Raw genomic sequence first — 22,075 nt, forward strand, 5'->3', positions numbered from 1 at the left:
GTCAGTGCCCCGCAAACATGTTGTAGAAGATGCGGCCTGCGCCCGGGATCATCACCAGGAACCAGATCGCGAGGATTACCCAGAGCATCAGGCGCTGGTACTGCGGTCCCTTGGACCAGAAGTCCACCAGCATCACCCGGACACCGTTCAGTGCGTGGTACAGCACCGCGGCGACGAGCGCGAGCTCCATGAGCCCGACGATCGGGTTCTTGTAGGTCTCGATGACACTGTCGTACGTGTCGGGATTCACCCGCACGAGCGCGGTGTCCAGCACGTGCACGAATAGGAAGAAGAACGTCATTACGCCTGTGATCCGGTGCAAAACCCAGGACCACATTCCGGGGTCGCCCCGGTAAAGCGACCGTGTGCGCTCCTTGGCCGGAGCGGCTTCAGTCGTAGTACTCATCGAGTGCTGTGCCTCCAACGTCATTGGTGGACGTGTCGAGTCTGCGCAGCGTTGCGGACATACCACAACTGGGGACCCGACGTGATCCTGAACCGACTTCTCTGAACTCTAAACCCAACAGAAACGGGGGAACTAATTCGAGTCGGGGTTCGTACCGCCCCTGCAAATGAACTTAGGTTTGCCTCTCCAATACGGATCGGGCCGTCCCGGGCGATTCTCTGCATCCATTCAGGCCACGTGATTGGATGGGTAACCATGGTCGAGATCGATTGGAAACTGTTGCGCGCCAACGCGCATGAGGTGATGGGGAGGGCCTACGCGCCCTACTCCGGGTTCGCCGTGGGGTCGGCGGCGCTGGTGGACGATGGGCGAATCGTCGTCGGATGCAATGTGGAAAATGTCTCATACGGTTTGGGGCTCTGCGCCGAGTGCGTACTGGTCGGTAACTTGTTTGCGGGCGGCGGCGGGCGATTAATCGCCTTCACCTGCTGTGACGCGAGTGGCGACATACTCATGCCGTGCGGACGCTGCCGGCAGATTCTCTTCGAGCACGGCGGCCCCGGACTGCTCGTCGACCACCGGGCCGGCGTGCGCCCATTGGAACAGCTGCTGCCGGATGCTTTCGGTCCGGAGGAGAAGGGGAGAATCAGCCATGCATGACGCCTCGTCGATCATCGCCGCCAAACGCGACGGCCGAGAATTGTCCGGTGCAGAGATCGACTGGGTGGTGGAGGCATTCACCCGGGGTGTCGTGGCGGACGAGCAGATGTCGGCCCTGGCGATGGCGATCTTCTTCCGCGGGATGACGCGCGACGAGGTGAGCCGCTGGACCACGGCGATGATCTCGTCCGGTCACCGCCTCGACTTCACCCACCTCGGCCGCCCCACCGTGGACAAGCACTCGACCGGTGGTGTGGGCGACAAGATCACGCTCCCGCTCGCGCCGCTGGTCGCCGCGTGCGGCGCCGCCGTGCCGCAGCTGTCGGGACGCGGGCTGGGCCATACCGGCGGGACCCTCGACAAGCTCGAGTCGATCCCGGGCTGGCGCGCCGACCTCGACACGTCGGAGATGGCAGAGATCCTGTCCGACCCCGAGGTCGGCGCCGTCGTGTGCGCCGCGAGCTCGGACCTGGCCCCGGCGGACCGGCGGCTGTACGCACTGCGGGACGTCACCGGGACCGTCGAGTCGATTCCCCTGATCGCCAGCTCGATCATGAGCAAGAAGATCGCGGAGGGCACCGGCGCGCTGGTCCTCGACGTGAAGGTCGGTTCGGGCGCGTTCATGAAGAAGCTCGACGACGCGCGCGAGCTGGCCCAGACGATGGTCGACCTCGGGAACGACGCCGGAGTGCGGACGATGGCACTGCTCACGGCGATGGACGCGCCACTCGGCCACACCGCGGGCAATGCGCTGGAGGTGCGGGAATCGCTGGAGGTGCTCGCCGGTGGCGGCCCGTCCGACGTCGTGGAACTGACCCTCGAGCTCGCGCGAGAAATGTTGAAGGCAGCCGGAATCGACGGCGTCGACCCGGCCGACAAGCTGCGGGACGGCTCCGCCATGGACCGCTGGCGGAGAATGATCGCCGCCCAGGGTGGCGACCCGTACGCTGCGCTTCCCACGGCCCGGCACACCGAGGTGCTGCTCTCCGAGTCGGACGGTGTGGTGTGCGGGCTCGACGCCATGGCCGTCGGGCTCGCCGCCTGGCGGCTCGGCGCGGGCCGCGAACGGCAGGGCGAACCGGTGCAGGCGGGGGCGGGCATCGAACTGCACGTGAAGCCGGGGGAGACCGTGTCCGTCGGCACCCCGCTCGTCACGCTGCACACCGACACGCCCGAACGGTTCGCCGCCGCGAAAGCCGCCCTTTCCGAAGCCTGGACCGTCGTGGCCGACGCGCCGCCGGTGATCACACCGCTCGTCATCGAGCGGATAGAGGATCCCTCACGCTAACGTCGTCCCATGACCGCACTGGATCTGTCGGCCCTGCGCCGAGCGCCGAAGGTGTTGCTGCACGACCATCTCGACGGGGGCCTCCGGCCCGAGACGGTTCTCGAACTCGCCCGCGACTGCGGCTACGACGCGCTGCCTGCCGACACCGCGCCCGCGCTCGCGAAGTGGTTCCGGGAGGCCGCGGACAGTGGTTCGCTCGAGCGGTACCTCGAGACGTTCGCCCACACCGTCGCCGTCATGCAGACCCCCGTCGGGCTCGAACGCGTCGCCCGCGAATGCGCCGAGGACCTCGCCGCCGACGGCGTGGTCTACGCCGAGGTCCGGTTCGCCCCGGAACAGCACCTCGAAGAGGGGCTGACCCTGGACGAGGTGGTGGAACAGGTCCTGCTCGGATTCGAGGCGGGGGAGTCCGCGGCGGAGGTGCGCGGCCAGAACATCCGGATCGGCGTCCTGCTCACCGCGATGCGGCACGCGGCGCGGTCCCGGGAGATCGCGGAACTGGCGATCCGGTTCAGGGACCGCGGGGTCGTCGGATTCGACATCGCCGGCGCCGAGGCCGGCAATCCGCCCAGCCGTCACCTCGACGCCTTCGAGTACATGAGGGGCAGCAATGCGCACTTCACCATTCACGCGGGTGAGGCGTTCGGTCTGCCGTCCATCCACGAGGCCATCGCGTTCTGCGGCACGGACCGCCTCGGTCACGGGGTCCGGATCACCGACGACATCACGATCGGCACCGACGGCGTCCCGGTGCTCGGCAAGCTCGCGAACTATGTGCGGGACAAGAGGATTCCCCTGGAGCTGTGTCCCAGCTCCAACGTGCAGACCGGGGCCGTGGACGCGCTCGAGAACCATCCGTTCGACCTGCTCGCCCGGCTGCGGTTCCGCGTCACCGTCAACACCGACAACCGGCTGATGAGCGATACCAGCATGAGCCAGGAGATGCTCCGCCTGGTCGAGACGTTCGGCTACGGCTGGACGGATCTCGAGCGCTACACCATCAACGCGATGAAGTCGGCCTTCATCCCGTTCGATCAGCGGCTGCAGCTGATCGACGAGGTGATCAAGCCGGGATTCGCCGTGCTGGTGGGCTGACCGCCTGTCAGACCTTCCGCAGGCGGGCCTCGAACTCCCGCTCGAGCTTCCGCCACGCCTCGGCCTCGGTGTCGAAGGGCGCACTGGGCGCCATCCGGGTCGGGTCCGGGTTGAGGACGAACGAGACGTACCAGCCCAGCGGGTCGGACGACGCGAGCGCGGTTTCCACAGAATCATCGTCCGCGAAATCGGCTGCATCGGTGAACAATTCGACGGCGAGGTCCAGCTGATCCGCGTCGACGGACTCCGGGCCGGCGGCCAGGTCGTCGGCGAGGCCGGGCAGGACGTACACGTTCTCGTCGGTGACCTCGACCTCGAGCGATCCGTCGACGGCCGCCACCTGGATCTCCTCGTACGTGCTGACCTGCGCGAGGGCGTGCTCGTGGTTGTCGGCGAGGTACCGGGCCAGTGCCCGCTCGGACGTGAACACGAAGATCGCACCATCGCGCCCGAGGAAGATCGCGTCGTCGTCGAGGTAGCACCGGAGCGTGAAGTACGTCTCCCCGGACGTGATGATCTTCACGGGGTCGACACCGACCGCACCCCAGAACGAGTCGTCTTCCTCCTCGTCATCCTCGGTGTTCAGGTCGAGCGCGACGAACTCCTCGTCTTCCTCCGCCTCCTCGGCGACGTCGTCCACGTCGACGGTGTTCTCGTCGGCGGCCACCAGTTCGGCCTCGGCCACAGCTACTGCCTCGGCGTCCACCTCGGGGGTGGCGACGATGTTGTCGACGGCGTCGAGGACGTCATCCCAGCCCTTCGCGATCGCGGTCCCGATCTGCGCCCACAGTTCCTCGCCCTCGCGTCCCTCGAACGCGCTGGCGCCTGCGGGGAGCGCACCGAGAATGGGGTTCGCGTTGAAGAACTTGGTGACCACGTCCAGTTCGCAGACCTCACCGATGTTGCGCACCATGTTGAGCGTGTCTTCGAGTTCGCTCACGACGACGGCCTCGGGGTCGCTCGCCGCCAACTCGGGCACACCGATCAGGTCGAAGCAGAAGTTCTCGTCGGGCTCGAGCTCGGCAGCGGAGAGCCCGGACACCACACTCCACGCGGGGTGCTCGACGAGGTCGTTGTCGGTATTGGTCCGGATGAAGGCAGCGAGTTCTGCCACTGATTCGAACCCGTACAGGTCTTCCTCGTGACCAAGGAATGCTTCCCACTCGTCGTCGCCCTCACGCCACCGTGGTGCCCACAGTGTCACGAGGTCGCCGTCGGTGAGACCGAGTTCGATCGGGACGATGTCTCCAGCCATGGCGCGAAGCCTATCGACCCCGCGGCCAAAGTTATACCCGGGCTGTGTGCAGACCGTTTCCGGCCCCCGTCGCCACCGTGCCGCGGCGGCCGCGACGTCGTCGGCGAATGACCGTCACACGTTCCCGAACCCGTCCTGCAGCGCCGTCATGACCCGGGTGCGCTGTTCGGTGGCGAGCCGGGCCGCCTCCTGGGTGGTGCTCGTGATCATCGCCGCGAGGGTGCGGGCGTCGAGGCTCGAGATGGAGTCGTCCATCCACAGACCGGTCAACGTGCCGTTCCCGTCGACCTCGGCCGTCACCTGATCGGACTCGCTCGACGCCCGCGCCGTGATCGACTGCAGCCCGGCGAGGGCCTCTTCCAGGAGGTTCACCTGCTCGGTGGCCCGGCCGACGATCGCATCCATGTCGTGTTCGCTCACAGTGGTCGCATCCAGCTCGTCGGGGTGGGTTCTTCCTCGTCCTCGATCGCCTGCGCGGCGGCGACGTCGGCGCGGGTGGGCAGGCCGAGCTTGTCGAGGATGTCGGCGGGCATGCCGTCACGGGCGAGTTCGTCGCGGCGGCGCGCCCCGGCCTCCATCGCCGAGCGCCGGCACAGGGTCAGGATCTCGTCCGCGAGCCGCTGGCCGCCGTACCGGAGTTCGCGCGGATCGATGCGGAGTTCGAGCGGCAGACCCTGCTCGGTGGTCCGGACGGAAACGGTGCCGGACCGATTGCTGACTGCGGCCGTGGTGCCGGCCGGGGGCGGGGTGGGGGGAAACATGATTCCTGTCATTCCGTGGGTCGGTAGAAGCCGTAGAAGCCCATGCCGCTGTTGCTGGTTCGGATCGGGCCGACCTGCACGGGATCACCGGCCTCGACGAGCTGGCCGTTGCCGATCACCATCGCCACGTGGCCGTCCCACACGGCGAGGTCGCCGGGCATCAGGTCGCCCGGGTCGACGGCGGTGCCTACGTTCTGTTCCTGCGCCAGGCGCGGAAGACCCACGCCCGCTTCGCCGTACGCCCACTGCGTCAGTCCGCTGCAGTCGAGGCCCTCGCCGGGCGACGTCCCGCCCCAGACGTACGGGACGCCTTGCTGCGACAGCGCGTTGCGCACGGCGTCGGCCGCCTCCTTGTTGGGGGCGACGGCGGTGCTGCCGTCGGGCAGGACCACCTCGACGCCGTCGCCGCCGTGCGCGGGGTCCGAGGTGGACGGACCGTGACCGGTGCCTCCCGACCTGCCGGTGAGGGAATCCGCCCGGGATCCGCTGGCCGCGCGTCCGCCCGGCGAGTGCGCGGCCGGGGCGGCGATGTTCGTCAGGCCCGACATCGGCGACGTCCCCGAGGAACTCGCGAACCCGGACGCGGCGCGGCTCACCGCCTCGGAGCCAGCGGGTGCGACGGGAGCCGCGGAAGCGGGCGCCGTGCCCGCGGCGGTCGTGCTCGCGGGCGCGGTGGCGGCGGGCGCGGACGGGACGTCTTCGGCCGGTGTGAGCGTGACCATCTTCCCGGTCTGCTCGGCGAGTTCGGCCCGCACCTTCGCGACGACCGCGGTGGCCCGGCCGAGGTGGTCGAGTGCCGCCGCGACGATCATCGCCTGACCGGGCGGGGTGGCCAGGGCGGGTCCGGCCGCGACCGCGAGCGAGATGAACGACTGCAGGATCTCCTGCAACTGCAGCATTCCGGCCCGGACGATCTCGGATGCCTCGGCGACGACGGCGGCCATGTCGTTGCCGCGATCGGAGACCGCGACCGTCGCGCGCTGCGCCTCCTCGGTCTTCACGATCGCACCGGTGCCGCCCTTGCCCTGCCAGTCGCCGTAGATCGAGCTGATGCCGGCGCGTCCGGTGTCGTGCACCGCGTCGATGGCGACCGAGGACGCGCGGAGGGCGTCGGCGGGACCGCCCGCGGGGAGGACTCCGCTGCCGAACGCGCCGAGCAGATCGAGGATCGGGCGGGTGAGGAGATCGATGGGGATCACGGTCAGGCCTCCAGCCCGACCGCGCCGGCGGCGAGCGCGGCCGTCGTGGCCACCTCGGTGCCCTCGTACGCGGCGGCATTCGCGAGCGCGGTCGCGCTGATTCCGCCGAGCACACCCGACAGCTTCTCGATGGAAGCCAGATGCGCGGCGTGCGCCGTGGCGAAGGCGGCGACGAAATCGCCGCCGATCACCCCGAAAACCGGTCCGAGCAGCAGCGGTCCTGCGGCGGCGGCCCCGAGACCCGCGGCCTGCATCTCCACGGACATGGTCGCGGCCGTGGCCGCGAACTCGGCGATACTCGCGGTATCCGCCCTCAAGTCGTTCATCCTCATCCCCCCAGTCGGATTTGATACCGGTCACCATATTGGACGCGGGGGACACCGATCCGGTTCCACCCCCCGATTCGCCGAGAATCGCGCTCCTGCGAAATCTCGACGCGCGCCCCCTTATTCTTCGAGCATGAACACGCACGTCGTCGACCACCCGCTCGCAGCGGTCCTCCTGACCACGATGCGCGATGCGCGCAGCGACAATGCCACATTCCGTGCCGCCCTGCGAAGACTGACCCACATGCTGGTGTACGAGGCGATGCGTGAGGCTCCGGTCGAGACGTTCGACGTGGTCACCCCCATCACGACCACCGACGGGGTGCGGCTCAGCCATCCGCCGCTGCTCGTCCCGGTCCTGCGTGCCGGGCTGGGCATGGTCGAGCAGGCCAGCAGCCTGATCCCGCAGGCGCGAGTCGGTTTCGTCGGCATGGCCCGCGACGAGCAGACGCATCTGCCGGTGCCGTATCTCGAGTCGCTCCCGGCGGACCTGTCCGGCATCCCGGTGTACGTCCTCGACCCGATGCTGGCGACCGGCGGTTCGATGGTGCACACGATCGACCTGCTCGTCGCCCGCGGCGCCACGGACGTCACCGCCGTGTGCGTCGTCGCGGCGCCCGAAGGTGTTGCGGCCCTCACCGCGTCCGGTCATCCCGTGCGACTCGTCACCGCGGCGGTCGACGAGGGACTGAACGGGGACGCGTTCATCGTCCCCGGCCTCGGCGACGCCGGCGACCGGCAGTTCGGACCGCGCTGACGCCTCGGCTACAGGGCTTCGGCGAACTCCCGCAACAGGTTCAACCGCGTCGCGGCCGCCTCTCGTGCCGCGGGTAGCGCCGACCGGTCCGGCACCGGGACGAGCACCTCGAGGTAGCACTTGAGTTTGGGTTCGGTCCCGGAGGGGCGCACGACCACCCGGACCGTCGACCCGGCGAGGACGACGGCGTCGGTGCGGGACTGCCCGCGCAGTTCCGCCAGATCGGTGGCCTCGACGGGCTCGCCGGCCAGTTCGGTCGGCAGTTCCGCCCGCAGCCGTCGCATCATCGCGGTGATGTCCGCGAGGTCGGTGACGCGGCGCGACACCTGGTCGCCGGCGTGCAACCCGAATTCGAGCGCGTAGTCGTCCAGTCGGTCGAGGAGTGTCGACCCCTCTGCCCGCAGGGTCGCCGCGAGGTCGGCGGCCACCACCGCCGCGGAGATACCGTCCTTGTCGCGCACCGACTCCGGGTCGACGCAGTGACCGATCGCTTCCTCGTACGCGTACACGAGACCCTCACCCGCCCGGACGAGCCACTTGAAGCCGGTAAGGGTGCGGGCGAAACGGGCGCCGCGGGCCGCGGCGAGTTTCCCGAGGAGTGCCGACGAGACGATCGTCGTCGCGACGAGTGAATCCGCCGGGGCGGATGCGAGGACGTGGTCGCCGAGCAGCACCCCCGTCTCGTCCCCGCGGAGCATCCGCCAGCCGTCCGGCCCGCGGACACCGACCGCGCAGCGGTCCGCATCGGGGTCCAGGGCCAGCGCGAGGTCGGCGTCGACGTCCGCGGCGAGCGCGAGTACGGCGTCCGAGGCGCCCGGCTCCTCGGGATTGGGGAACTCGACGGTCGGGAAGTCCGGGTCGGGGTCGAATTGCGCGGCGACGGTGTGGACGTCGGTGAACCCGGCGGATTTCAGTGCGGCGAGCGCGGTCTCGCCGCCGACGCCGTGCATGGCGGTGAGCGCGATCCGCACGGACCGCGACTCGCCCCTCGGCAGGGACGCGACCCGGTCGACGTAGCGGTCGAGGAGGTCCTCGGACGCCGGTGTCACCGGGGTCCGGGGCACGAGGTCCGCCCGCCCGATCCGGGTGATCGCCGCCTCGATCTCCCGGTCGGACGGCGAGATCAACTGGGCGCCGCCGTCGAGGTAGACCTTGTACCCGTTGTCGGCGGCGGGATTGTGGGAGGCGGTGATCTGCACGCCTGCCGCGGCCCGGAGGCGGCGGACCGCGAACGCGACGATCGGGGTGGGCAGGGGCCGGGGAGGAGGACGACCGAGAATCCCGCGCCCGCCAGCACTTCCGCGGCGGCGACGGCGAACTTCTCCGATCCGTGGCGCGCGTCGCGCCCGACGACGACGGTGGAGCCGCCCAGGCAGCGATCCTTCAGCCACGCGCCCAGCCCGGCCGTCGTGCGGATCACGACGGCGAGGTTCATGCCGTTCGGGCCCGCCCGCACCGGGCCGCGCAGTCCCGCGGTCCCGAAACTCAGCGGCGCGGCGAACCGGTCGGCGAGTTCGCCTTCGGACAGGTTCGCGAGTTCCGCCCGGGCGCCGGGGTCGGGGTCGGCGTCGATCCAGTCCGCGATCGGATCGTTCACAAGCGCTCCACCAGTTCTCGCAGGAGCCCGCCCATGCGATCGGCGGACGCCCGGCCCGCGGCGAGGACCTCCTCGTGGTTCAAGTGCTCGCCGGTCATACCTGCCGCGAGGTTCGTCACCATCGAGATCCCGAGTACCCGCGCGCCGAGCGCCCGCGCCGCGATCGTCTCGTGGACCGTGGACATGCCGACGAGGTCGGCGCCGATCGTCCGCAGCATGCGGATCTCGGCCGGGGTCTCGTAGTGCGGGCCCGGCAGACCGGCGTAGACGCCTTCGCTGAGCGATCCGTCGATGTCGCGCGCGAGGGCCCGCAGCTCGGGGTCGTACGCGTCGACGAGGTCCACGAACTCCGCGCCCACCAGTGGGGACCGGGCCGTGAGGTTGAGATGATCGCTGATCAGCACCGGCTGTCCGACGGTGAAGTCCTCGCGGATCCCCCCGGCGGCGTTCGTCAGGATGACGGTCGACGCCCCGGCGGCGATCGCCGTGCGCACCGGATGGACGACCGACGACAGCGGATGGCCCTCGTAGGCGTGGGTACGGCCGAGCAGGACGAGGATCCGCTTGCCGCCCACCTCCACGGACCGGATCGTTCCGGCGTGTCCCGCGGCGGACGGCGGGGTGAACCCCGGGAGGTCGGCCATCGGGACGGTGCAGAGTGATTCGCCGAACCGGTCGGCGGCGGCATTCCACCCCGATCCGAGGACGACGGCGATCGAGTGTTCGGCGCAGTTCGTGTGCGCGGCGAGCGCGGCGGCCGCGGCGTCTGGCGTTCCCATGAGGCGATAGTCTTCCACTCATGCCCTATCTGGATCGCGACGGAGACGTATTCATCCTGTACCTCGGTACCGAGGGCGAGACGGACAACGAGAACCGCTTCCATCCGGATTGGATCGCCGGCACCCACGCCGCGCTGGACGAGGTCGAATCCCACGAGGGTCCCGCAGCGCTGGTGACGACCGCGACGGGCAAGTTCTTCACGAACGGTCTGGACACCACGTGGATCTTCGCCAACACGGACAAGCTCCCGGAATACCTCGACCGCGTGCACACGATCTACAGCCGCCTGCTCGCGTTCCCGATGGCCACCGTCGCCGCCGTCCGGGGGCACGCTTTCGGTGCCGGCGCAATGCTCGCCACGTCGCACGACTTCCGGGTGATGCGCGCCGACCGCGGCTTCTACTGCCTTCCCGAGGTGTCGCTGAACATGCCGTTCACCGTCGGGATGTCGGCGCTCCTGAACACGCGCCTGCCCAAGCAGACCGCGGTCGAGGCGATGACGACCGGTCGCCGCTACGGCGGTTCCGACGCGCTCGCCGCGGGCATCGTCGACCAGATCGAGGAGGGGGACGCCGTCCTCTCCGCCGCCGTGACACGGGCCGCCGCGCTCACCGCGACCCGCGGCGCCAACCTGGCCGGGATCAAGCGCGGAATCCATCACGACGCCCTCGCCGCGCTCGCCACGGCGACGGACAAGAGCAACTTCAGCTTCGGGTGAGAGAATGAGCACGTGAATGCGGATGTCGAGGCGGCGGTCAGGTCAATCGAGACCGATCTGATCGCGCTGTCCCATTCGATCCACAGCGAACCGGAACTCGCGTTCGAGGAGTTCCGGAGCGTCGCGAAGATCACCGAACTGCTCAAACGCAGCGGGTTCGACGTGCGCACGGGCATCGCGGACCTGCCGACGGCGTTCGACGCCACGTTCGGCAGCGGCGACCTCGTCCTCGGTATCTGCGCCGAATACGACGCGCTGCCGGAGATCGGGCACGCGTGCGGGCACAACATCATCGCGGCGTCCGCGGTCGGCGCCGGAGTCGCGCTCGCCACGGTGGCCGAGCGACTCGGGATCACGGTACGGGTCATCGGGACGCCCGCGGAGGAGAGCGGCGGCGGGAAGATCGCCATGCTCGAGAAGGGTGTCTTCGACGGGGTCGCGGCCGCCCTGATGGTGCATCCGGGTCCCATCGACATCACGGGAGCGACGTCGCTTGCACTGGCCGACATCGCGGTCACGTTCAACGGCCGCGAAGCGCACGCGTCGGCTGCGCCGGAGTTCGGGCGCAACGCCGCCGACGCCGCGACCGTCGCACAGGTCGGAATCGGCCTGCTGCGCCAGCATCTCTCGCCGGGACAGCAGATCCACGGCATCGTCTCCGACGGCGGCACCGCGCCCAACATCGTCCCCGCACGCTCCGAAATGCTGTACTACCTGCGCGCCGAGACGGCGTGGGCGCTGTCCGAGCTGACGACCCGCGCGGAAGCGTGCTTCGCGGCCGGGGCACTCGCCACCGGGTGCACCCACGAGATCCGCACGGTGTCGCCCACGTACACGGAACTGACGCCGGACCCCTGGCTGGTGGCGACGTACCGGGAGCAGATCATCGACATGGGACGGACCCCGCTGCCGCTCGAATGGGAGGGCGTCCGCCCGCTGGGCAGCACCGACATGGGCAACGTCACCAACGTCCTGCCCGGAATTCACCCCATCATCGGCCTCGATTCAGGAGGTGCGGTGACGCATCAGCCGCAGTTCGCGGCGGCGTGCATCACCGAATCCGCCGACCTGGCCGTGATCGACGGAGCGATTGCGCTGGCTCGCACGGCAGTTCGCGCTGCAACGGACGACGAACAGCGGGTGCGGCTGTTGGAAGGAGCTGATCGCCGGTGAACGCGGCAGTCGACAAATGGATTCTCGCTCACACCGACGAACTGTCCCAGTGGCGGCGGCACATCCACGCCAATCCCGAACTCGCGCGACACGAATACGCGACGACGGAATTCGTGGCGACCCGCCTGGCCGCGGCGGGACTGTCACCCGACCTGCTTCCCGGGGGAACGGGGCTCACGTGCGATCTCGGGCCGTCGGACGGTCCCCGCATCGCGTTGCGCGCCGACATGGACGCGCTCCCGCTCCAGGAACTCACCGGCGCCACGTACTCGTCGACGGTGCCGGGCGTGTCGCACGCCTGCGGGCACGACGCGCACACCACCATCCTGCTGGGAACCGGTCTGGCCCTCAGTGAGATCCCCGACCTGCCGGTGGGTGTCCGGCTGATCTTCCAGCCCGCCGAAGAGGTCATGCCCGGGGGTGCGCTGGAGGTCGTCGCGGCCGGACGGCTCGAGGGCGTGTCGCGGATCTTCGCCCTCCACTGCGATCCACGACTCGCGGCCGGACGCGTCGGGGTACGGCTCGGCGCGATCACGTCCGCGGCCGACACGGTCGAGGTCGTGCTCGACTCACCGGGCGGCCACACGTCGCGTCCGCACCTGACCACCGACCTGGTGTTCGCGCTGGGAACCGTCGTCACCGGATTGCCGGGCATGCTCAGCAGGCGGATCGACCCGCGCACCGGCACCGTCATGGTGTGGGGCGCCGTGAGCGCAGGCCGGGCCCCCAACGCCATCCCGCAGACCGGCATGATGACCGGCACCGTGCGGACCGGCGATCACGAGACGTGGGAGATGCTCGAACCCCTCGTCCGGGAGATCGTCCACGGACTACTCGCGCCCACCGGGGTGCGGTATCAGCTGAACTACCGCCGTGGCGTGCCGCCCGTCGTCAACGACGAGGTGTCGACCCGCATGTTCGAGGACGCGATCCGCTCCGTCGGGCCGGACGCCCTCGCCGACACGCCGCAGTCGGGCGGCGGCGAGGACTTCTCCTGGTATCTCGAAGAGGTTCCCGGCGCGATGGCCCGGCTCGGCGTCTGGTCGGGCGTCGGCGAGCAACTCGACATCCACCAGCCCACGTTCGATCTGGACGAGCGGGCGCTCGGCGTCGGCGTGCGGGTGCTGTCGAGCCTGGTGCTGGCTGAGGCGCAGCGTTAGGCGGTGCTATTCGGTGCCCGGACCGACGTTGCGGCTGTTGCGGGTGCGCAGGTCGCGCACGTAGTCGGCGGGGGCCCCGGCGATCTCTGCGGCGTCGGCCATCACCCCGAGGTAGCGGGCCGACGGCAGTCCGCCCTCGTACGCGTCGAGCACGTACAACCACGCGAGTTCCGGTTCGCCGACGGTGTCCACACGGACGCGGATCTTGCGGTGGATGCCGAGTTCTGAGCCCTCCCATCGGTCGAGGCTGACCTCGTCCTCCTCGGGGACGTCGTAGAGCACGACGAACACCTTGGAATCGGGGTCCTCGACCACGGTGGCGAGTGCGCCCTCCCAGCCGATGTCCCCGCCACTGAACGTCAGTCGCCAGCCGTGCAGCCAGCCCGTCCCCGCCATCGGCGAATGAGGGCAGCGCTGCAACATCTGCTCGGGATGCATGTTGGACCCGTAGGCGGCATAGATCGACACGGCGGCAAGCCTAAACGGTGGCTAGTAATCTGTTGCATGCAGTGCACGACACGCCGCGCTGCGATCGTAGGAACAGCCGGCCGGAGACCCCGGTCGACAGGTGAATTGGAGGACAGATGACCCGAATCGTGATCATTGGTGGCGGGCCTGCCGGATACGAGGCAGCGTTGGTGGCCGCACAGCACGGCGCCTCCGTCTCCTTGATCGATTCGGACGGGGTGGGCGGCGCCTGCGTTCTGTTCGACTGCGTGCCGTCCAAGACCTTCATCGCCTCCACCGGAGTGCGCACCGACATGCGGCGCGCCACCGACCTGGGGATTGCGCTCGACCCCGAGCAGGCCACGGTCGCCCTGCCGAAGATCCACGCCCGTGTGAAGAGCCTCGCGCAGGCCCAGTCCTCCGACATCCGCACCCGGCTGCAGACCGTGGGTGTCGAACTGCTGTCGGGCACCGCCGAGCTCACCGACCAGCGGCTCGGCATGGCCTCGCACCAGGTGTGTGCGACCCTCGAGAACGGCGAGAAGAAGACGCTCGACGCCGACGTCGTCCTCATCGCCACCGGCGCGAGCCCCCGGGTGATCCCCGGGGCGGAGCCGGACGGCGAGCGGATCCTGACGTGGCGCGACCTCTACGACCTCGACGAGCTGCCCACGCACCTCGTCGTCGTCGGTTCCGGTGTGACCGGTGCCGAGTTCGTGTCCGCCTACACCGAGATGGGTGTCAAGGTCACCCTGGTGTCCAGCCGCGACCGCGTCCTGCCCGGTGAGGACGCCGACGCCGCCCTCGTCCTCGAGGACGTCCTCGCCGAACGCGGCGTCACCCTCGTCAAGCACGCCAGGGCCGACGCCGTGAAGCGCACCGAGGACGGCATCGTCGTCGTCCTCGCGGACGGCCGCACCGTCGAGGGCAGCCACGCCCTGATGACCGTCGGTTCGGTCCCCAACACGCAGGGTCTCGGGCTGGAGAAGGTCGGCATCGAACTCGACAAGGGTGGCTACCTGCGGGTGGACCGGGTGTCGCGCACGCCGGTGTCGGGGATCTACGCGGCGGGCGACTGCACCGGTCTGCTGCCGCTGGCGTCGGTCGCCGCCATGCAGGGCCGCATCGCGATGTACCACGCGCTCGGCGAGGGCGTCAGCCCCATCAAGCTGAAGACCGTGGCGTCGGCCGTGTTCACCCGCCCCGAGATCGCGACCGTCGGCGTCAGCCAGGCCGCGATCGACGACGGCGAGGTGCCTGCCCGCACCGTCATGCTCCCGCTCAACACCAACCCGCGCGCGAAGATGTCCGGACTGCGCCGCGGTTTCGTGAAGATCTTCTGCCGTCCGGCCACCGGTGTGGTGATCGGCGGCGTGGTGGTGGCCCCCAACGGGTCGGAGCTGATCCTGCCCATCGCCATCGCCGTGCAGAACAACCTCACCGTCAACGATCTCGCCGCGACGTTCTCGGTGTACCCGTCGTTGACGGGGTCGATCACCGAGGCGGCTCGCCAGCTGATGCGGCACGACGATCTGGACTGATCCCGAAATGTGAGAATTGCATTTCACATAGTGGCTCCAGCGGTGAGATAGTCGAGGCACGGTCCGAAATCATCGGCCGTGCCTCGGCGCTCTCCCGCCCCGCAGACCCAGGACGGACAGGGTGTTCCTCACCTGATCTCCGCTTTGACGTGCCTCCCGGGAGTCGACATGCCGCAATCACTTGCCCGCCGCATGGATGGTCTGCACAGCTCCGCCATCCGTGACCTTCTCACCCTCACTGCCCGGCCCGACGTGGTCAGCCTCGCGGGCGGGCTGCCGGACCCCGAATTCATTCCGCGGGAACGGATCCGGAAGGAAGCCGAACTCGCGCTGGCGGATCCGGCGTCCGTCCAGTACGGTGAGACCACCGGGCTGCGCAAGCTCCGCGACGTGCTCGCCGCCCGCGAGGGCGCCAAGATCGGCCGCCCGCTCGACGCCGCGGACGTCGTCGTCACCCACGGCTCACAGCAGGCGCTGAGCCTGCTCGCGCAGGTGCTGCTCGACCCCGGCGACGTCGTGATCGTCGAGGAACCCGCCTACACCGGCGCGCTGCAGGTGTTCCGTGCCGCGGAGACCGACGTCCGGTCCGTCCCACTCGACGCCGACGGCATGGACACCGCCGCCCTGCAGGGCCTGCTCCAGTCCGGACTGCGGCCCGCGGTCGTCCACACGGTGAGCAATTTCCACAACCCGCGCGGCGTCGTCCTGTCGGCCGGCCGCCGGGAACACCTCGCCGCACTGGCCGACCGCTACGGCTTCTGGGTGATCGAGGACGACCCGTACGGCGAACTCTTCTTCGACGGACCGCCGCCCGCGCCAGTCGCGGCCCTGTCGGACCGGGTGATCCGGCTGTCGAGCGCCTCGAAGATCCTGGCACCCGCGCTGCGGGTCGGGTGGCTGCACGGCGACCGGCGGGTGTGCGAGGCCGTCGAACTGCTCAAACAGGGTGCGGACCTCTGCGGTTCGTCACTGACCCACCAGATCGCCGCCGGACTGCTGTCGGACGAGCCGTGGCTGGATCTGCACCTGGAGATGCTGCGCGCCCGCTACGGGTCCCGGGCAAGGGCGCTTGCCGACGGTGTCGCCTCGACGTTCGGCGACCGCGCCGGCGTGTCCTCGGCCGTGGGCGGAATGTTCTGCTGGACCGAGTTTGCCGACTCGGGCCTGGACACAGCCGCGCTGCTGCAGACCGCCGTCGAGCACGGTGTGGCCTTTGTCCCAGGATCGGCGTTCGGCGTCGCCGCGGAACACCGGAGCGCTCTGCGGCTGTGCTTCGCGACCTGTTCGGAAGACGTGCTGACGGGCGCGGCGGCGAGGCTCGGCGACGCGTACGCCGATCACGCCCAGTCGTAGGTCCGCTCGACCGCCTTGTTCCACTCGGCGTACAGCCGGGTGGACTCGGCCTCGTCCATCCCGGGCTCCCAGGTCTTGTCGACGGCCCAGTTCGCGCGGATGTCGTCCTCGCTCTCCCAGAATCCGACGGCCAGGCCCGCGGCGTACGCGGCGCCCAGCGCCGTCGTCTCGTTGACGACGGGCCGGATGACGGGCACCGCGAGAATGTCCGACTGGAACTGCATGAGCGTCTCGTTGACGACCATGCCGCCGTCCACCTTGAGGGAGGCGAGTTCGACACCCGAATCGGCGCGCATCGCCTCGATCACCTCACGGGTCTGGTACGCGGTGGCCTCGAGGGCGGCCCTGGCGATGTGGCCCTTGTTCACGAACCGGGTGAGCCCGACGATCGCCCCGCGGGCGTCGGGCCGCCAGCGGGGGGCGAACAACCCGGAGAACGCGGGCACGACGTAGGCGCCGCCGTTGTCGTCGACCGACTTCGCCAGATCCTCGATGTCCTTGGCCGAACTGATGATTCCCAGGTTGTCGCGCAGCCACTGCACCAGCGAACCGGTGACGGCCACGGAGCCCTCGAGCGCGTAGACGGCAGGCGCGTCGCCGATCTTGTAGCAGACGGTGGTGAGGAGGCCGTGCTTGCTGTGCACGGGAGTGGTCCCCGTGTTCAGCAGCAGGAAGTTCCCCGTCCCGTACGTGTTCTTCGCTTCGCCTTCGGACAGGCAGGCCTGCCCGAACGTCGCGGCCTGCTGATCGCCGAGGATTCCCGCGACGGGCACACCCGGCAGCGTGCCCCGTTCGCGTCCGACGCCGTAGATCTCCGACGAGCTGCGGATCTTCGGCAGCATCGACATCGGGATGCCGAAATCGGCGCAGATCTCCGGATCCCAGTCGAGGGTCTCGAGATTCATCAACAGCGTGCGGGACGCGTTGGTGACATCGGTCACGTGGGTGCCCTCGGTGATGTGCCACAGAATCCAGCTGTCGATCGTGCCGAAGCAGAGTTCGCCCGCCTCCGCCTTCTCGCGCGCACCGTCGACGTTGTCGAGAATCCAGCGGACCTTCGGCCCCGAGAAATATGTGGACAGCGGCAGGCCGGTGCGCTTCTGGTAGCGGCCCGGGCCCTCGTCGCCGCCGAGTTGCGTGCACAGTTCGTCGGTGCGCGTGTCCTGCCAGACGATGGCGTTGTACACGGGTTCTCCGGTGTTCCGGTCCCACACGACCGCCGTCTCGCGCTGATTGGTGATCCCGATCGCGGCGATGTCGCGTTTGGTGAGATCGGCTTTCGCGAGCGCGGACGCCACCACCTCACGGGTGTTGATCCACAGCTGCTTCGGGTCGTGCTCCACCCAGCCCGCCCGCGGAAAGAACTGCTCGTGTTCCTTCTGGGCGACGCTCACCACGGCGCCGTCGTGATCGAAGATCATGCAGCGGCTGGAGGTGGTGCCCTGGTCTATCGCGGCGATGTACTGAATCACACGCATGAAGCTACTAGCCTGGGCATGAATCCGTCGTCATCTCACAGGAGCCCGAGTTGAGTAGTCAGCCTGGTGTGCAGTTCCTCGGTCCCCGGCAGCGCGATGCCGCCTGGGACGAGCTGCAGACCGAACAGTTCGACGTCGTCGTGATCGGCGGTGGTGTGGTCGGGGCCGGTGCGGCCCTGGACGCGGCCACCCGTGGGCTGAAGGTGGCGTTGGTGGAGGCGCGCGACTACGCGTCCGGAACGTCCAGTCGCTCGTCGAAGATGTTCCACGGCGGGCTGCGCTATCTCGAGCAGCTCGAGTTCGGACTGGTGCGGGAGGCGCTCCGGGAACGTGAGCTGTCGCTGACCACCCTCGCGCCGCACCTCGTGAAGCCGCTCAAGTTCCTGTTCCCGATCACCCACCGGCTGTGGGAGCGGCCCTACATGGCGGCAGGCATCTTCCTCTACGACCGGATGGGCGGCGCCAAATCGGTTCCGCCGCAGAAGCATCTGACCCGCGCGGGTGCGCTGCGGATGGCGCCCGGGCTCAAGCGCAACTCGCTGACCGGCGGCATCCAGTACTACGACACCGTCGTCGACGACGCCCGGCACACCATGACCGTCGCCCGCACCGCCGCCCACTACGGTGCGGTCGTGCGGACGTCGACGCAGGTGGTCGGTTTCCTGCGGGAGGCGGACCGGGTGTCCGGGGTACGGATCCGGGACTGCGAGGACGGGCGCACCGCGGACGTGAAGGCGAACGTCGTCATCAACGCGACCGGGGTGTGGACCGACGAGATCCAGGCGCTGTCGCGGCAACGCGGCCGGTTCCGCGTCCGCGCGTCCAAAGGCGTCCACATCGTGGTGCCCCGAGACCGGATCGTCAGCGACGCCGCGATCATCCTCCGTACCGAGAAGTCTGTGCTGTTCGTCATTCCGTGGGGCAGTCACTGGATCATCGGCACCACCGACACGGACTGGAACCTCGACCTCGCGCACCCGGCGGCCACCAAGGCCGACATCGACTACATCCTCGGTCACGTCAACAAGGTGCTGGTGACGTCGCTGACCCACGACGACATCGACGGTGTCTACGCGGGGCTGCGTCCGCTGCTCGCCGGGGAGAGCGACGAGACGTCGAAGCTGTCGCGCGAGCACGCCGTCGCGCGCGTGGCGCCGGGACTCATCGCCATCGCGGGCGGCAAGTACACCACGTACCGTGTGATGGCCGAAGACGCCGTGGATCTCGCGGCCGAGGACATCCCGGCGCGGATGGCGCCGTCCATCACCGAGAAGGTGCCGCTCGTGGGTGCGGACGGCTACTTCGCGCTGGTCAACCAGACCGTGCACCTCGGCCAGCTGTACGGGCTGCACCCGTACCGGGTGAAGCACCTGCTGGACCGGTACGGCTCGCTGATCGGCGAGGTCCTCGACCTGGCGGCCGACAAGCCGGAACTACTCCAGCCCCTCACCGACGCACCCGCCTACCTGCAGGTCGAGGTCGTGTACGCGGCGGCGGCCGAGGGCGCGCTGCATCTCGACGACATCCTCGCCCGGCGCACCCGCATCGCGATCGAGTACTCGCATCGGGGTGTGAACTGCGCCGAGCAGGTGGCGCAACTGGTGGCCCCGGTCCTCGGCTGGGACGCCGACGATATCGACCGCGAGGTGAAGACGTACCAGGCGCGGGTGGAGGCGGAGGTGCAGTCGCAGGCGCAGCCGGACGACCTGTCTGCCGACGCCTTGCGGGCGGCGGCACCGGAATCGCGGATCGAACTGCTCGAACCGCCGGTCAGTGTGTCAGAAATACCTTGATCACCACGATGGCCGCCGCGACGGCGGCGAGGCCGATCGCCGCCCAGTGGGTGCCGGACGTGACCTTCTCGCGGCGGAGACGGCTGATCACGTAACTGATCGACGCGATCCGGGTGATCATCGCGAACTCGGCGATCAACTGCGCCGTCCTCGGCTCGAGCCAGCCGATCAGTGCGGTGCACAGGATGACGCTGGGGACGACGGCCGACGTGAGGATGGGCAGACTGTCGCGGAGTTCGCTGCTGCGTTCGGCTCGGGTGAGGGTGCGGTCGAGTCGTAGTGTCTGGCCGACGGACTCGGCGAAGATGTGCGCGAGGAAGGTGGACAGCGCCGCTCCGACGACGATCGCGATGCCGACGGTCTCCTGTGCCTTGGTGACGGGGATCAGCGCGGCGAGAACGAGGATGTTGCCGTAGATGTAGGCGCTGATGCGCCGGGCGACACGCTCGGTGTCGATCGGGGCGTCGGTCAGCTGCGCGGGGCGGTTGAAGAGCTTCGGAAGGTCCCACTCCATGGCCCCGAGCATTCCACGCGCACGCGGTCAGCGAGTGTGGACGAGCGTTTTCGGTGCGTGTGCGGCGACGATCCCGGAGAGCGCCATGACGAGGAGGGCTGAAACAGCGATGAATTCCATGTGATTCAGCGTCGTCCCGGAACCCGTGAGCAATGTGGGCGTTGCCTGTGAGCTCCCTGGGAACTCAGACTTTCGGGCTGTAGTGCTGGGGGTCGTCGCGCCGGTTGACCGGGGGAAGGTTGCGCCGGGGCGTGTGGACGAGCGGTGCGTGCGCGGGGGCGCGGCCGGTCTCGCGGTCCCAGCCGGCGCGGGCGCGCGGGTGGTAGCGGTACCGCCAGGGGACGAGGCGGAAGGCGGCGTTCACGGCGCGGCCGACGAGAATGTGCAGGCGCTCGTCGCGGGTGGTCCAGCGGTAGCCGAGGAGGTTGCGGACCGGTGGGTCGTACATGCCGACCGTCAGCCACACGAAGCCCCTCGCCACCGGGATGCGGAGGATCGCCCACACCGGGCCGGGCAGCCACGACAGAAACGGGGGAGCGCCGAGCCCGGACAGGTCGAGGACGTCGCGGGTGGCCTTGTTGTCCTCGAGCACGTTGCGGCACATGTGATCCCAGTACTCACAGAACGCTTCCCAGGTTTCCGGGACGGGGCGCATGCTCATCCCGTACAGGCGGTACCACTGAATGTGCTCGGTGAAGAGGCGGCGCTTCTGGTCCTCGGTGAGGCCACCCATGAAATTGTCGCCGGTGAGGATGGTGCCCATGAAGAACGTGGCGTGCGCCCAGTAGAACGTGTCGGGGTCGAGGGCGTGATACCTGCGGCCGTATTTGTCGATCCCCTTGATGTTGTCGTGGTATCCCCGGACCTGTTCCGCGGTCTGCTGGGCGCGGTCGCCGTCGAAGACGACGCCGCCGATCGGGTACAGCGACCGGTAGAGCCGCTCCCACCGCTCGTCGAAGAAGCGGGAGTGTTCCTCGACGCCGGCGCCGAGACCGGGGTGCATGTTCTGCATCGACCCGGCCCACACGCCCTGCAGCATTCCGCGCCAGTCGCCGAAATACTTCCAGGTCAGCGAATCGGGGCCGAGGGGGGCGGAGGCCGGGACGGGCGTACCGTCCGCGTTCAGGTGACTACGCACGTTGTCAGACTAGGATTTGACAACACGCGTAGTCAAGGATCGGGGCGAGAAGAGTGACGCTGGAGGACCGGCGGGAAGCGCGGCGGACTTCGCTGCTGCGGGCGGGCGTCGCGCTGCTCGGTGCGGCAGACGGGCCCGCCGTGAACGTGCGCGCCGTCTGCCGCGCCGCATCGTTGACCGAACGGTACTTCTACGAGTCGTTCCGGGACCGGGACGAATTCGTGCGCGCCGTCTACACCGCGGTGGGAGACGAGGCGCAGGCCGCTCTCGTGGCGGCGGTGGCGTCCACCGAGACTGCACGTGAGCGCGCCGAGGCGGCCGTGGACGCGTTCGTGAAGCTGATGGTCGACGATCCCGCCATGGGCCGCGTCCTGCTGCTCGCGCCCTTGTCCGAACCCGCGCTGAGCAGGCGGGGCATCGAGCTGATGCCCGGCTTCGTCGGACTCGTGCACGACCAGCTCTCCGCCGTCGACGACGAGGTGGAGAAACAACTCGTCGCCGTCGGGGTGGTGGGCGCCCTCACGACCCTGTTCATCGGATATCTCGACGGAACTGTTGCCGCGTCGCGCGAGCAATTCGTCGCGCATTGCGTCACTCTGGTGGTGGAGGCAAACAAGGCCGGCCACGAGTGAGGTG

General features: G+C 69.1%; 22 protein-coding genes and 1 pseudogene. 11 read left to right on the forward strand and 12 right to left on the reverse strand.

Annotation, left to right across the window (positions count from 1 at the left end; genetic code table 11):
- Position 1: 1 nt before the first annotated feature.
- Positions 2-406, reverse strand: coding sequence for a succinate dehydrogenase, cytochrome b556 subunit (sdhC, locus tag I1A62_RS41540; RefSeq protein ID WP_005239889.1), 405 nt, complete (start codon positions 404-406; stop codon positions 2-4).
- A 255-nt stretch (positions 407-661) separates the two neighbouring features.
- Between sdhC and I1A62_RS41545 the strand changes: the two genes are divergently transcribed.
- Genes I1A62_RS41545 through I1A62_RS41555 form a run of 3 tightly spaced genes read left to right on the forward strand, consistent with a single transcriptional unit; the run spans position 662 to position 3,449 of the window.
- On the forward strand, positions 662-1,066 hold the full coding sequence (locus I1A62_RS41545; protein ID WP_124394652.1) for a cytidine deaminase: 405 nt from the start codon (positions 662-664) through the stop codon (positions 1,064-1,066).
- A complete protein-coding gene (locus tag I1A62_RS41550) occupies positions 1,059-2,354 on the forward strand; it encodes a thymidine phosphorylase (protein WP_124394653.1) in 1,296 nt (431 codons plus the stop codon). The genes I1A62_RS41545 and I1A62_RS41550 overlap by 8 nt, the downstream gene beginning before the upstream one ends.
- Positions 2,355-2,363: 9 nt before the next feature.
- Positions 2,364-3,449, forward strand: a complete 1,086-nt coding sequence (locus I1A62_RS41555; protein WP_219457968.1) for an adenosine deaminase — start codon at positions 2,364-2,366, stop codon at positions 3,447-3,449.
- A gap of 7 nt (positions 3,450-3,456) precedes the next feature.
- Here I1A62_RS41555 and I1A62_RS41560 read toward each other — a convergent pair whose 3' ends face one another.
- The 5 genes from I1A62_RS41560 to I1A62_RS41580 form a co-directional block, all read right to left on the reverse strand.
- Positions 3,457-4,704, reverse strand: a complete 1,248-nt coding sequence (locus I1A62_RS41560) for a primosomal protein (RefSeq protein WP_219457969.1) — start codon at positions 4,702-4,704, stop codon at positions 3,457-3,459.
- A gap of 114 nt (positions 4,705-4,818) precedes the next feature.
- The gene (locus I1A62_RS41565; protein WP_124394656.1) at positions 4,819-5,124 is read right to left on the reverse strand and encodes a YbaB/EbfC family nucleoid-associated protein; all 306 of its coding nucleotides are present in this window, start codon (positions 5,122-5,124) and stop codon (positions 4,819-4,821) included.
- Positions 5,121-5,465, reverse strand: a complete 345-nt coding sequence (locus tag I1A62_RS41570; RefSeq protein WP_087558383.1) for a hypothetical protein — start codon at positions 5,463-5,465, stop codon at positions 5,121-5,123. Before I1A62_RS41570 ends, I1A62_RS41565 begins: the two co-directional genes overlap by 4 nt.
- 8 nt (positions 5,466-5,473) lie before the next feature.
- Positions 5,474-6,664 (reverse strand): C40 family peptidase, encoded by a 1,191-nt coding sequence (locus tag I1A62_RS41575; RefSeq protein ID WP_124394657.1) that lies wholly within the window; start codon positions 6,662-6,664, stop codon positions 5,474-5,476.
- Between the two features lie 2 nt (positions 6,665-6,666).
- Positions 6,667-6,990 carry a type VII secretion target gene (locus I1A62_RS41580; protein ID WP_192582038.1) on the reverse strand — a complete coding sequence of 108 codons (324 nt, stop codon included), beginning with the start codon at positions 6,988-6,990 and terminating at the stop codon, positions 6,667-6,669.
- 133 nt (positions 6,991-7,123) lie between these two features.
- Here I1A62_RS41580 and upp point away from each other — a divergent pair, with 133 nt between their 5' ends.
- Positions 7,124-7,747 carry a uracil phosphoribosyltransferase gene (upp, locus tag I1A62_RS41585; RefSeq protein WP_219457970.1) on the forward strand — a complete coding sequence of 208 codons (624 nt, stop codon included), beginning with the start codon at positions 7,124-7,126 and terminating at the stop codon, positions 7,745-7,747.
- 8 nt (positions 7,748-7,755) lie between these two features.
- Here the strand turns inward: upp and I1A62_RS41590 are convergent.
- Positions 7,756-9,344, reverse strand: a pseudogene (locus tag I1A62_RS41590) (phospho-sugar mutase).
- Positions 9,341-10,123, reverse strand: coding sequence for a purine-nucleoside phosphorylase (locus I1A62_RS41595; protein ID WP_124394660.1), 783 nt, complete (start codon positions 10,121-10,123; stop codon positions 9,341-9,343). The pseudogene I1A62_RS41590 and the gene I1A62_RS41595 overlap by 4 nt, the downstream one beginning before the upstream one ends.
- Before the next feature lie 20 nt (positions 10,124-10,143).
- Between I1A62_RS41595 and I1A62_RS41600 the strand changes: the two genes are divergently transcribed.
- The 3 genes from I1A62_RS41600 to I1A62_RS41610 are packed head-to-tail and all read left to right on the forward strand — an operon-like array spanning position 10,144 to position 13,175.
- Positions 10,144-10,842: an enoyl-CoA hydratase/isomerase family protein gene (locus tag I1A62_RS41600; protein WP_219457971.1), complete on the forward strand. Its 699-nt coding sequence runs from the start codon at positions 10,144-10,146 to the stop codon at positions 10,840-10,842.
- Between the two features lie 12 nt (positions 10,843-10,854).
- Complete coding sequence (locus I1A62_RS41605) at positions 10,855-12,015, forward strand: M20 family metallopeptidase (RefSeq protein WP_206005436.1); 1,161 nt, start codon at positions 10,855-10,857, stop codon at positions 12,013-12,015.
- Complete coding sequence (locus I1A62_RS41610) at positions 12,012-13,175, forward strand: M20 family metallopeptidase (RefSeq protein ID WP_124394663.1); 1,164 nt, start codon at positions 12,012-12,014, stop codon at positions 13,173-13,175. The genes I1A62_RS41605 and I1A62_RS41610 overlap by 4 nt, the downstream gene beginning before the upstream one ends.
- A gap of 6 nt (positions 13,176-13,181) precedes the next feature.
- Here the strand turns inward: I1A62_RS41610 and I1A62_RS41615 are convergent, their stop codons facing one another.
- Entirely contained in the window at positions 13,182-13,643 is a 462-nt protein-coding gene (locus I1A62_RS41615) for a gamma-glutamylcyclotransferase (protein WP_015890025.1), read from the reverse strand.
- 116 nt (positions 13,644-13,759) lie between these two features.
- Here I1A62_RS41615 and I1A62_RS41620 point away from each other — a divergent pair, with 116 nt between their 5' ends.
- Entirely contained in the window at positions 13,760-15,163 is a 1,404-nt protein-coding gene (locus I1A62_RS41620; RefSeq protein WP_072949022.1) for an NAD(P)H-quinone dehydrogenase, read from the forward strand.
- Positions 15,164-15,331: 168 nt separating this feature from the next.
- Complete coding sequence (locus tag I1A62_RS41625; RefSeq protein WP_219457972.1) at positions 15,332-16,516, forward strand: PLP-dependent aminotransferase family protein; 1,185 nt, start codon at positions 15,332-15,334, stop codon at positions 16,514-16,516.
- Here the strand turns inward: I1A62_RS41625 and glpK are convergent.
- On the reverse strand, positions 16,501-17,994 hold the full coding sequence (gene glpK, locus I1A62_RS41630) for a glycerol kinase GlpK (protein ID WP_219457973.1): 1,494 nt from the start codon (positions 17,992-17,994) through the stop codon (positions 16,501-16,503). The genes I1A62_RS41625 and glpK overlap by 16 nt on opposite strands.
- A 50-nt stretch (positions 17,995-18,044) precedes the next feature.
- Here glpK and glpD point away from each other — a divergent pair, with 50 nt between their 5' ends.
- The gene (gene glpD / locus I1A62_RS41635) at positions 18,045-19,787 is read left to right on the forward strand and encodes a glycerol-3-phosphate dehydrogenase (RefSeq protein ID WP_124394666.1); all 1,743 of its coding nucleotides are present in this window, start codon (positions 18,045-18,047) and stop codon (positions 19,785-19,787) included.
- Here glpD and I1A62_RS41640 read toward each other — a convergent pair.
- Together I1A62_RS41640 and I1A62_RS41645 are read right to left on the reverse strand one after the other, a co-directional pair.
- Complete coding sequence (locus I1A62_RS41640; RefSeq protein ID WP_206005430.1) at positions 19,765-20,301, reverse strand: hypothetical protein; 537 nt, start codon at positions 20,299-20,301, stop codon at positions 19,765-19,767. The genes glpD and I1A62_RS41640 overlap by 23 nt on opposite strands.
- 184 nt (positions 20,302-20,485) lie before the next feature.
- Positions 20,486-21,439: an oxygenase MpaB family protein gene (locus I1A62_RS41645; RefSeq protein ID WP_219457974.1), complete on the reverse strand. Its 954-nt coding sequence runs from the start codon at positions 21,437-21,439 to the stop codon at positions 20,486-20,488.
- A gap of 53 nt (positions 21,440-21,492) precedes the next feature.
- Here I1A62_RS41645 and I1A62_RS41650 point away from each other — a divergent pair, with 53 nt between their 5' ends.
- Positions 21,493-22,071 carry a TetR/AcrR family transcriptional regulator gene (locus tag I1A62_RS41650; protein ID WP_124394669.1) on the forward strand — a complete coding sequence of 193 codons (579 nt, stop codon included), beginning with the start codon at positions 21,493-21,495 and terminating at the stop codon, positions 22,069-22,071.
- Positions 22,072-22,075 lie beyond the last annotated feature (4 nt).

This window comes from Rhodococcus sp. USK10 (genome assembly GCF_019378875.1).
Classification (GTDB): Bacteria; Actinomycetota; Actinomycetes; order Mycobacteriales; family Mycobacteriaceae; genus Rhodococcus_F; species Rhodococcus_F pseudokoreensis.

Bases quoted from the DNA above. Each gene is read 5' to 3' on its own strand.
- sdhC (WP_005239889.1), bottom strand. From the start codon at position 406: ATGAGTACTACGACTGAAGCCGCTCCGGCCAAGGAGCGCACACGGTCG.
- I1A62_RS41545 (WP_124394652.1), top strand. From the start codon at position 662: ATGGTCGAGATCGATTGGAAACTGTTGCGCGCCAACGCGCATGAGGTG.
- I1A62_RS41550 (WP_124394653.1), top strand. From the start codon at position 1,059: ATGCATGACGCCTCGTCGATCATCGCCGCCAAACGCGACGGCCGAGAA.
- I1A62_RS41555 (WP_219457968.1), top strand. From the start codon at position 2,364: ATGACCGCACTGGATCTGTCGGCCCTGCGCCGAGCGCCGAAGGTGTTG.
- I1A62_RS41560 (WP_219457969.1), bottom strand. From the start codon at position 4,704: ATGGCTGGAGACATCGTCCCGATCGAACTCGGTCTCACCGACGGCGAC.
- I1A62_RS41570 (WP_087558383.1), bottom strand. From the start codon at position 5,465: ATGTTTCCCCCCACCCCGCCCCCGGCCGGCACCACGGCCGCAGTCAGC.
- I1A62_RS41580 (WP_192582038.1), bottom strand. From the start codon at position 6,990: ATGAACGACTTGAGGGCGGATACCGCGAGTATCGCCGAGTTCGCGGCC.
- upp (WP_219457970.1), top strand. From the start codon at position 7,124: ATGAACACGCACGTCGTCGACCACCCGCTCGCAGCGGTCCTCCTGACC.
- I1A62_RS41595 (WP_124394660.1), bottom strand. From the start codon at position 10,123: ATGGGAACGCCAGACGCCGCGGCCGCCGCGCTCGCCGCGCACACGAAC.
- I1A62_RS41600 (WP_219457971.1), top strand. From the start codon at position 10,144: ATGCCCTATCTGGATCGCGACGGAGACGTATTCATCCTGTACCTCGGT.
- I1A62_RS41620 (WP_072949022.1), top strand. From the start codon at position 13,760: ATGACCCGAATCGTGATCATTGGTGGCGGGCCTGCCGGATACGAGGCA.
- I1A62_RS41625 (WP_219457972.1), top strand. From the start codon at position 15,332: ATGCCGCAATCACTTGCCCGCCGCATGGATGGTCTGCACAGCTCCGCC.
- glpK (WP_219457973.1), bottom strand. From the start codon at position 17,994: ATGCGTGTGATTCAGTACATCGCCGCGATAGACCAGGGCACCACCTCC.
- I1A62_RS41640 (WP_206005430.1), bottom strand. From the start codon at position 20,301: ATGGAGTGGGACCTTCCGAAGCTCTTCAACCGCCCCGCGCAGCTGACC.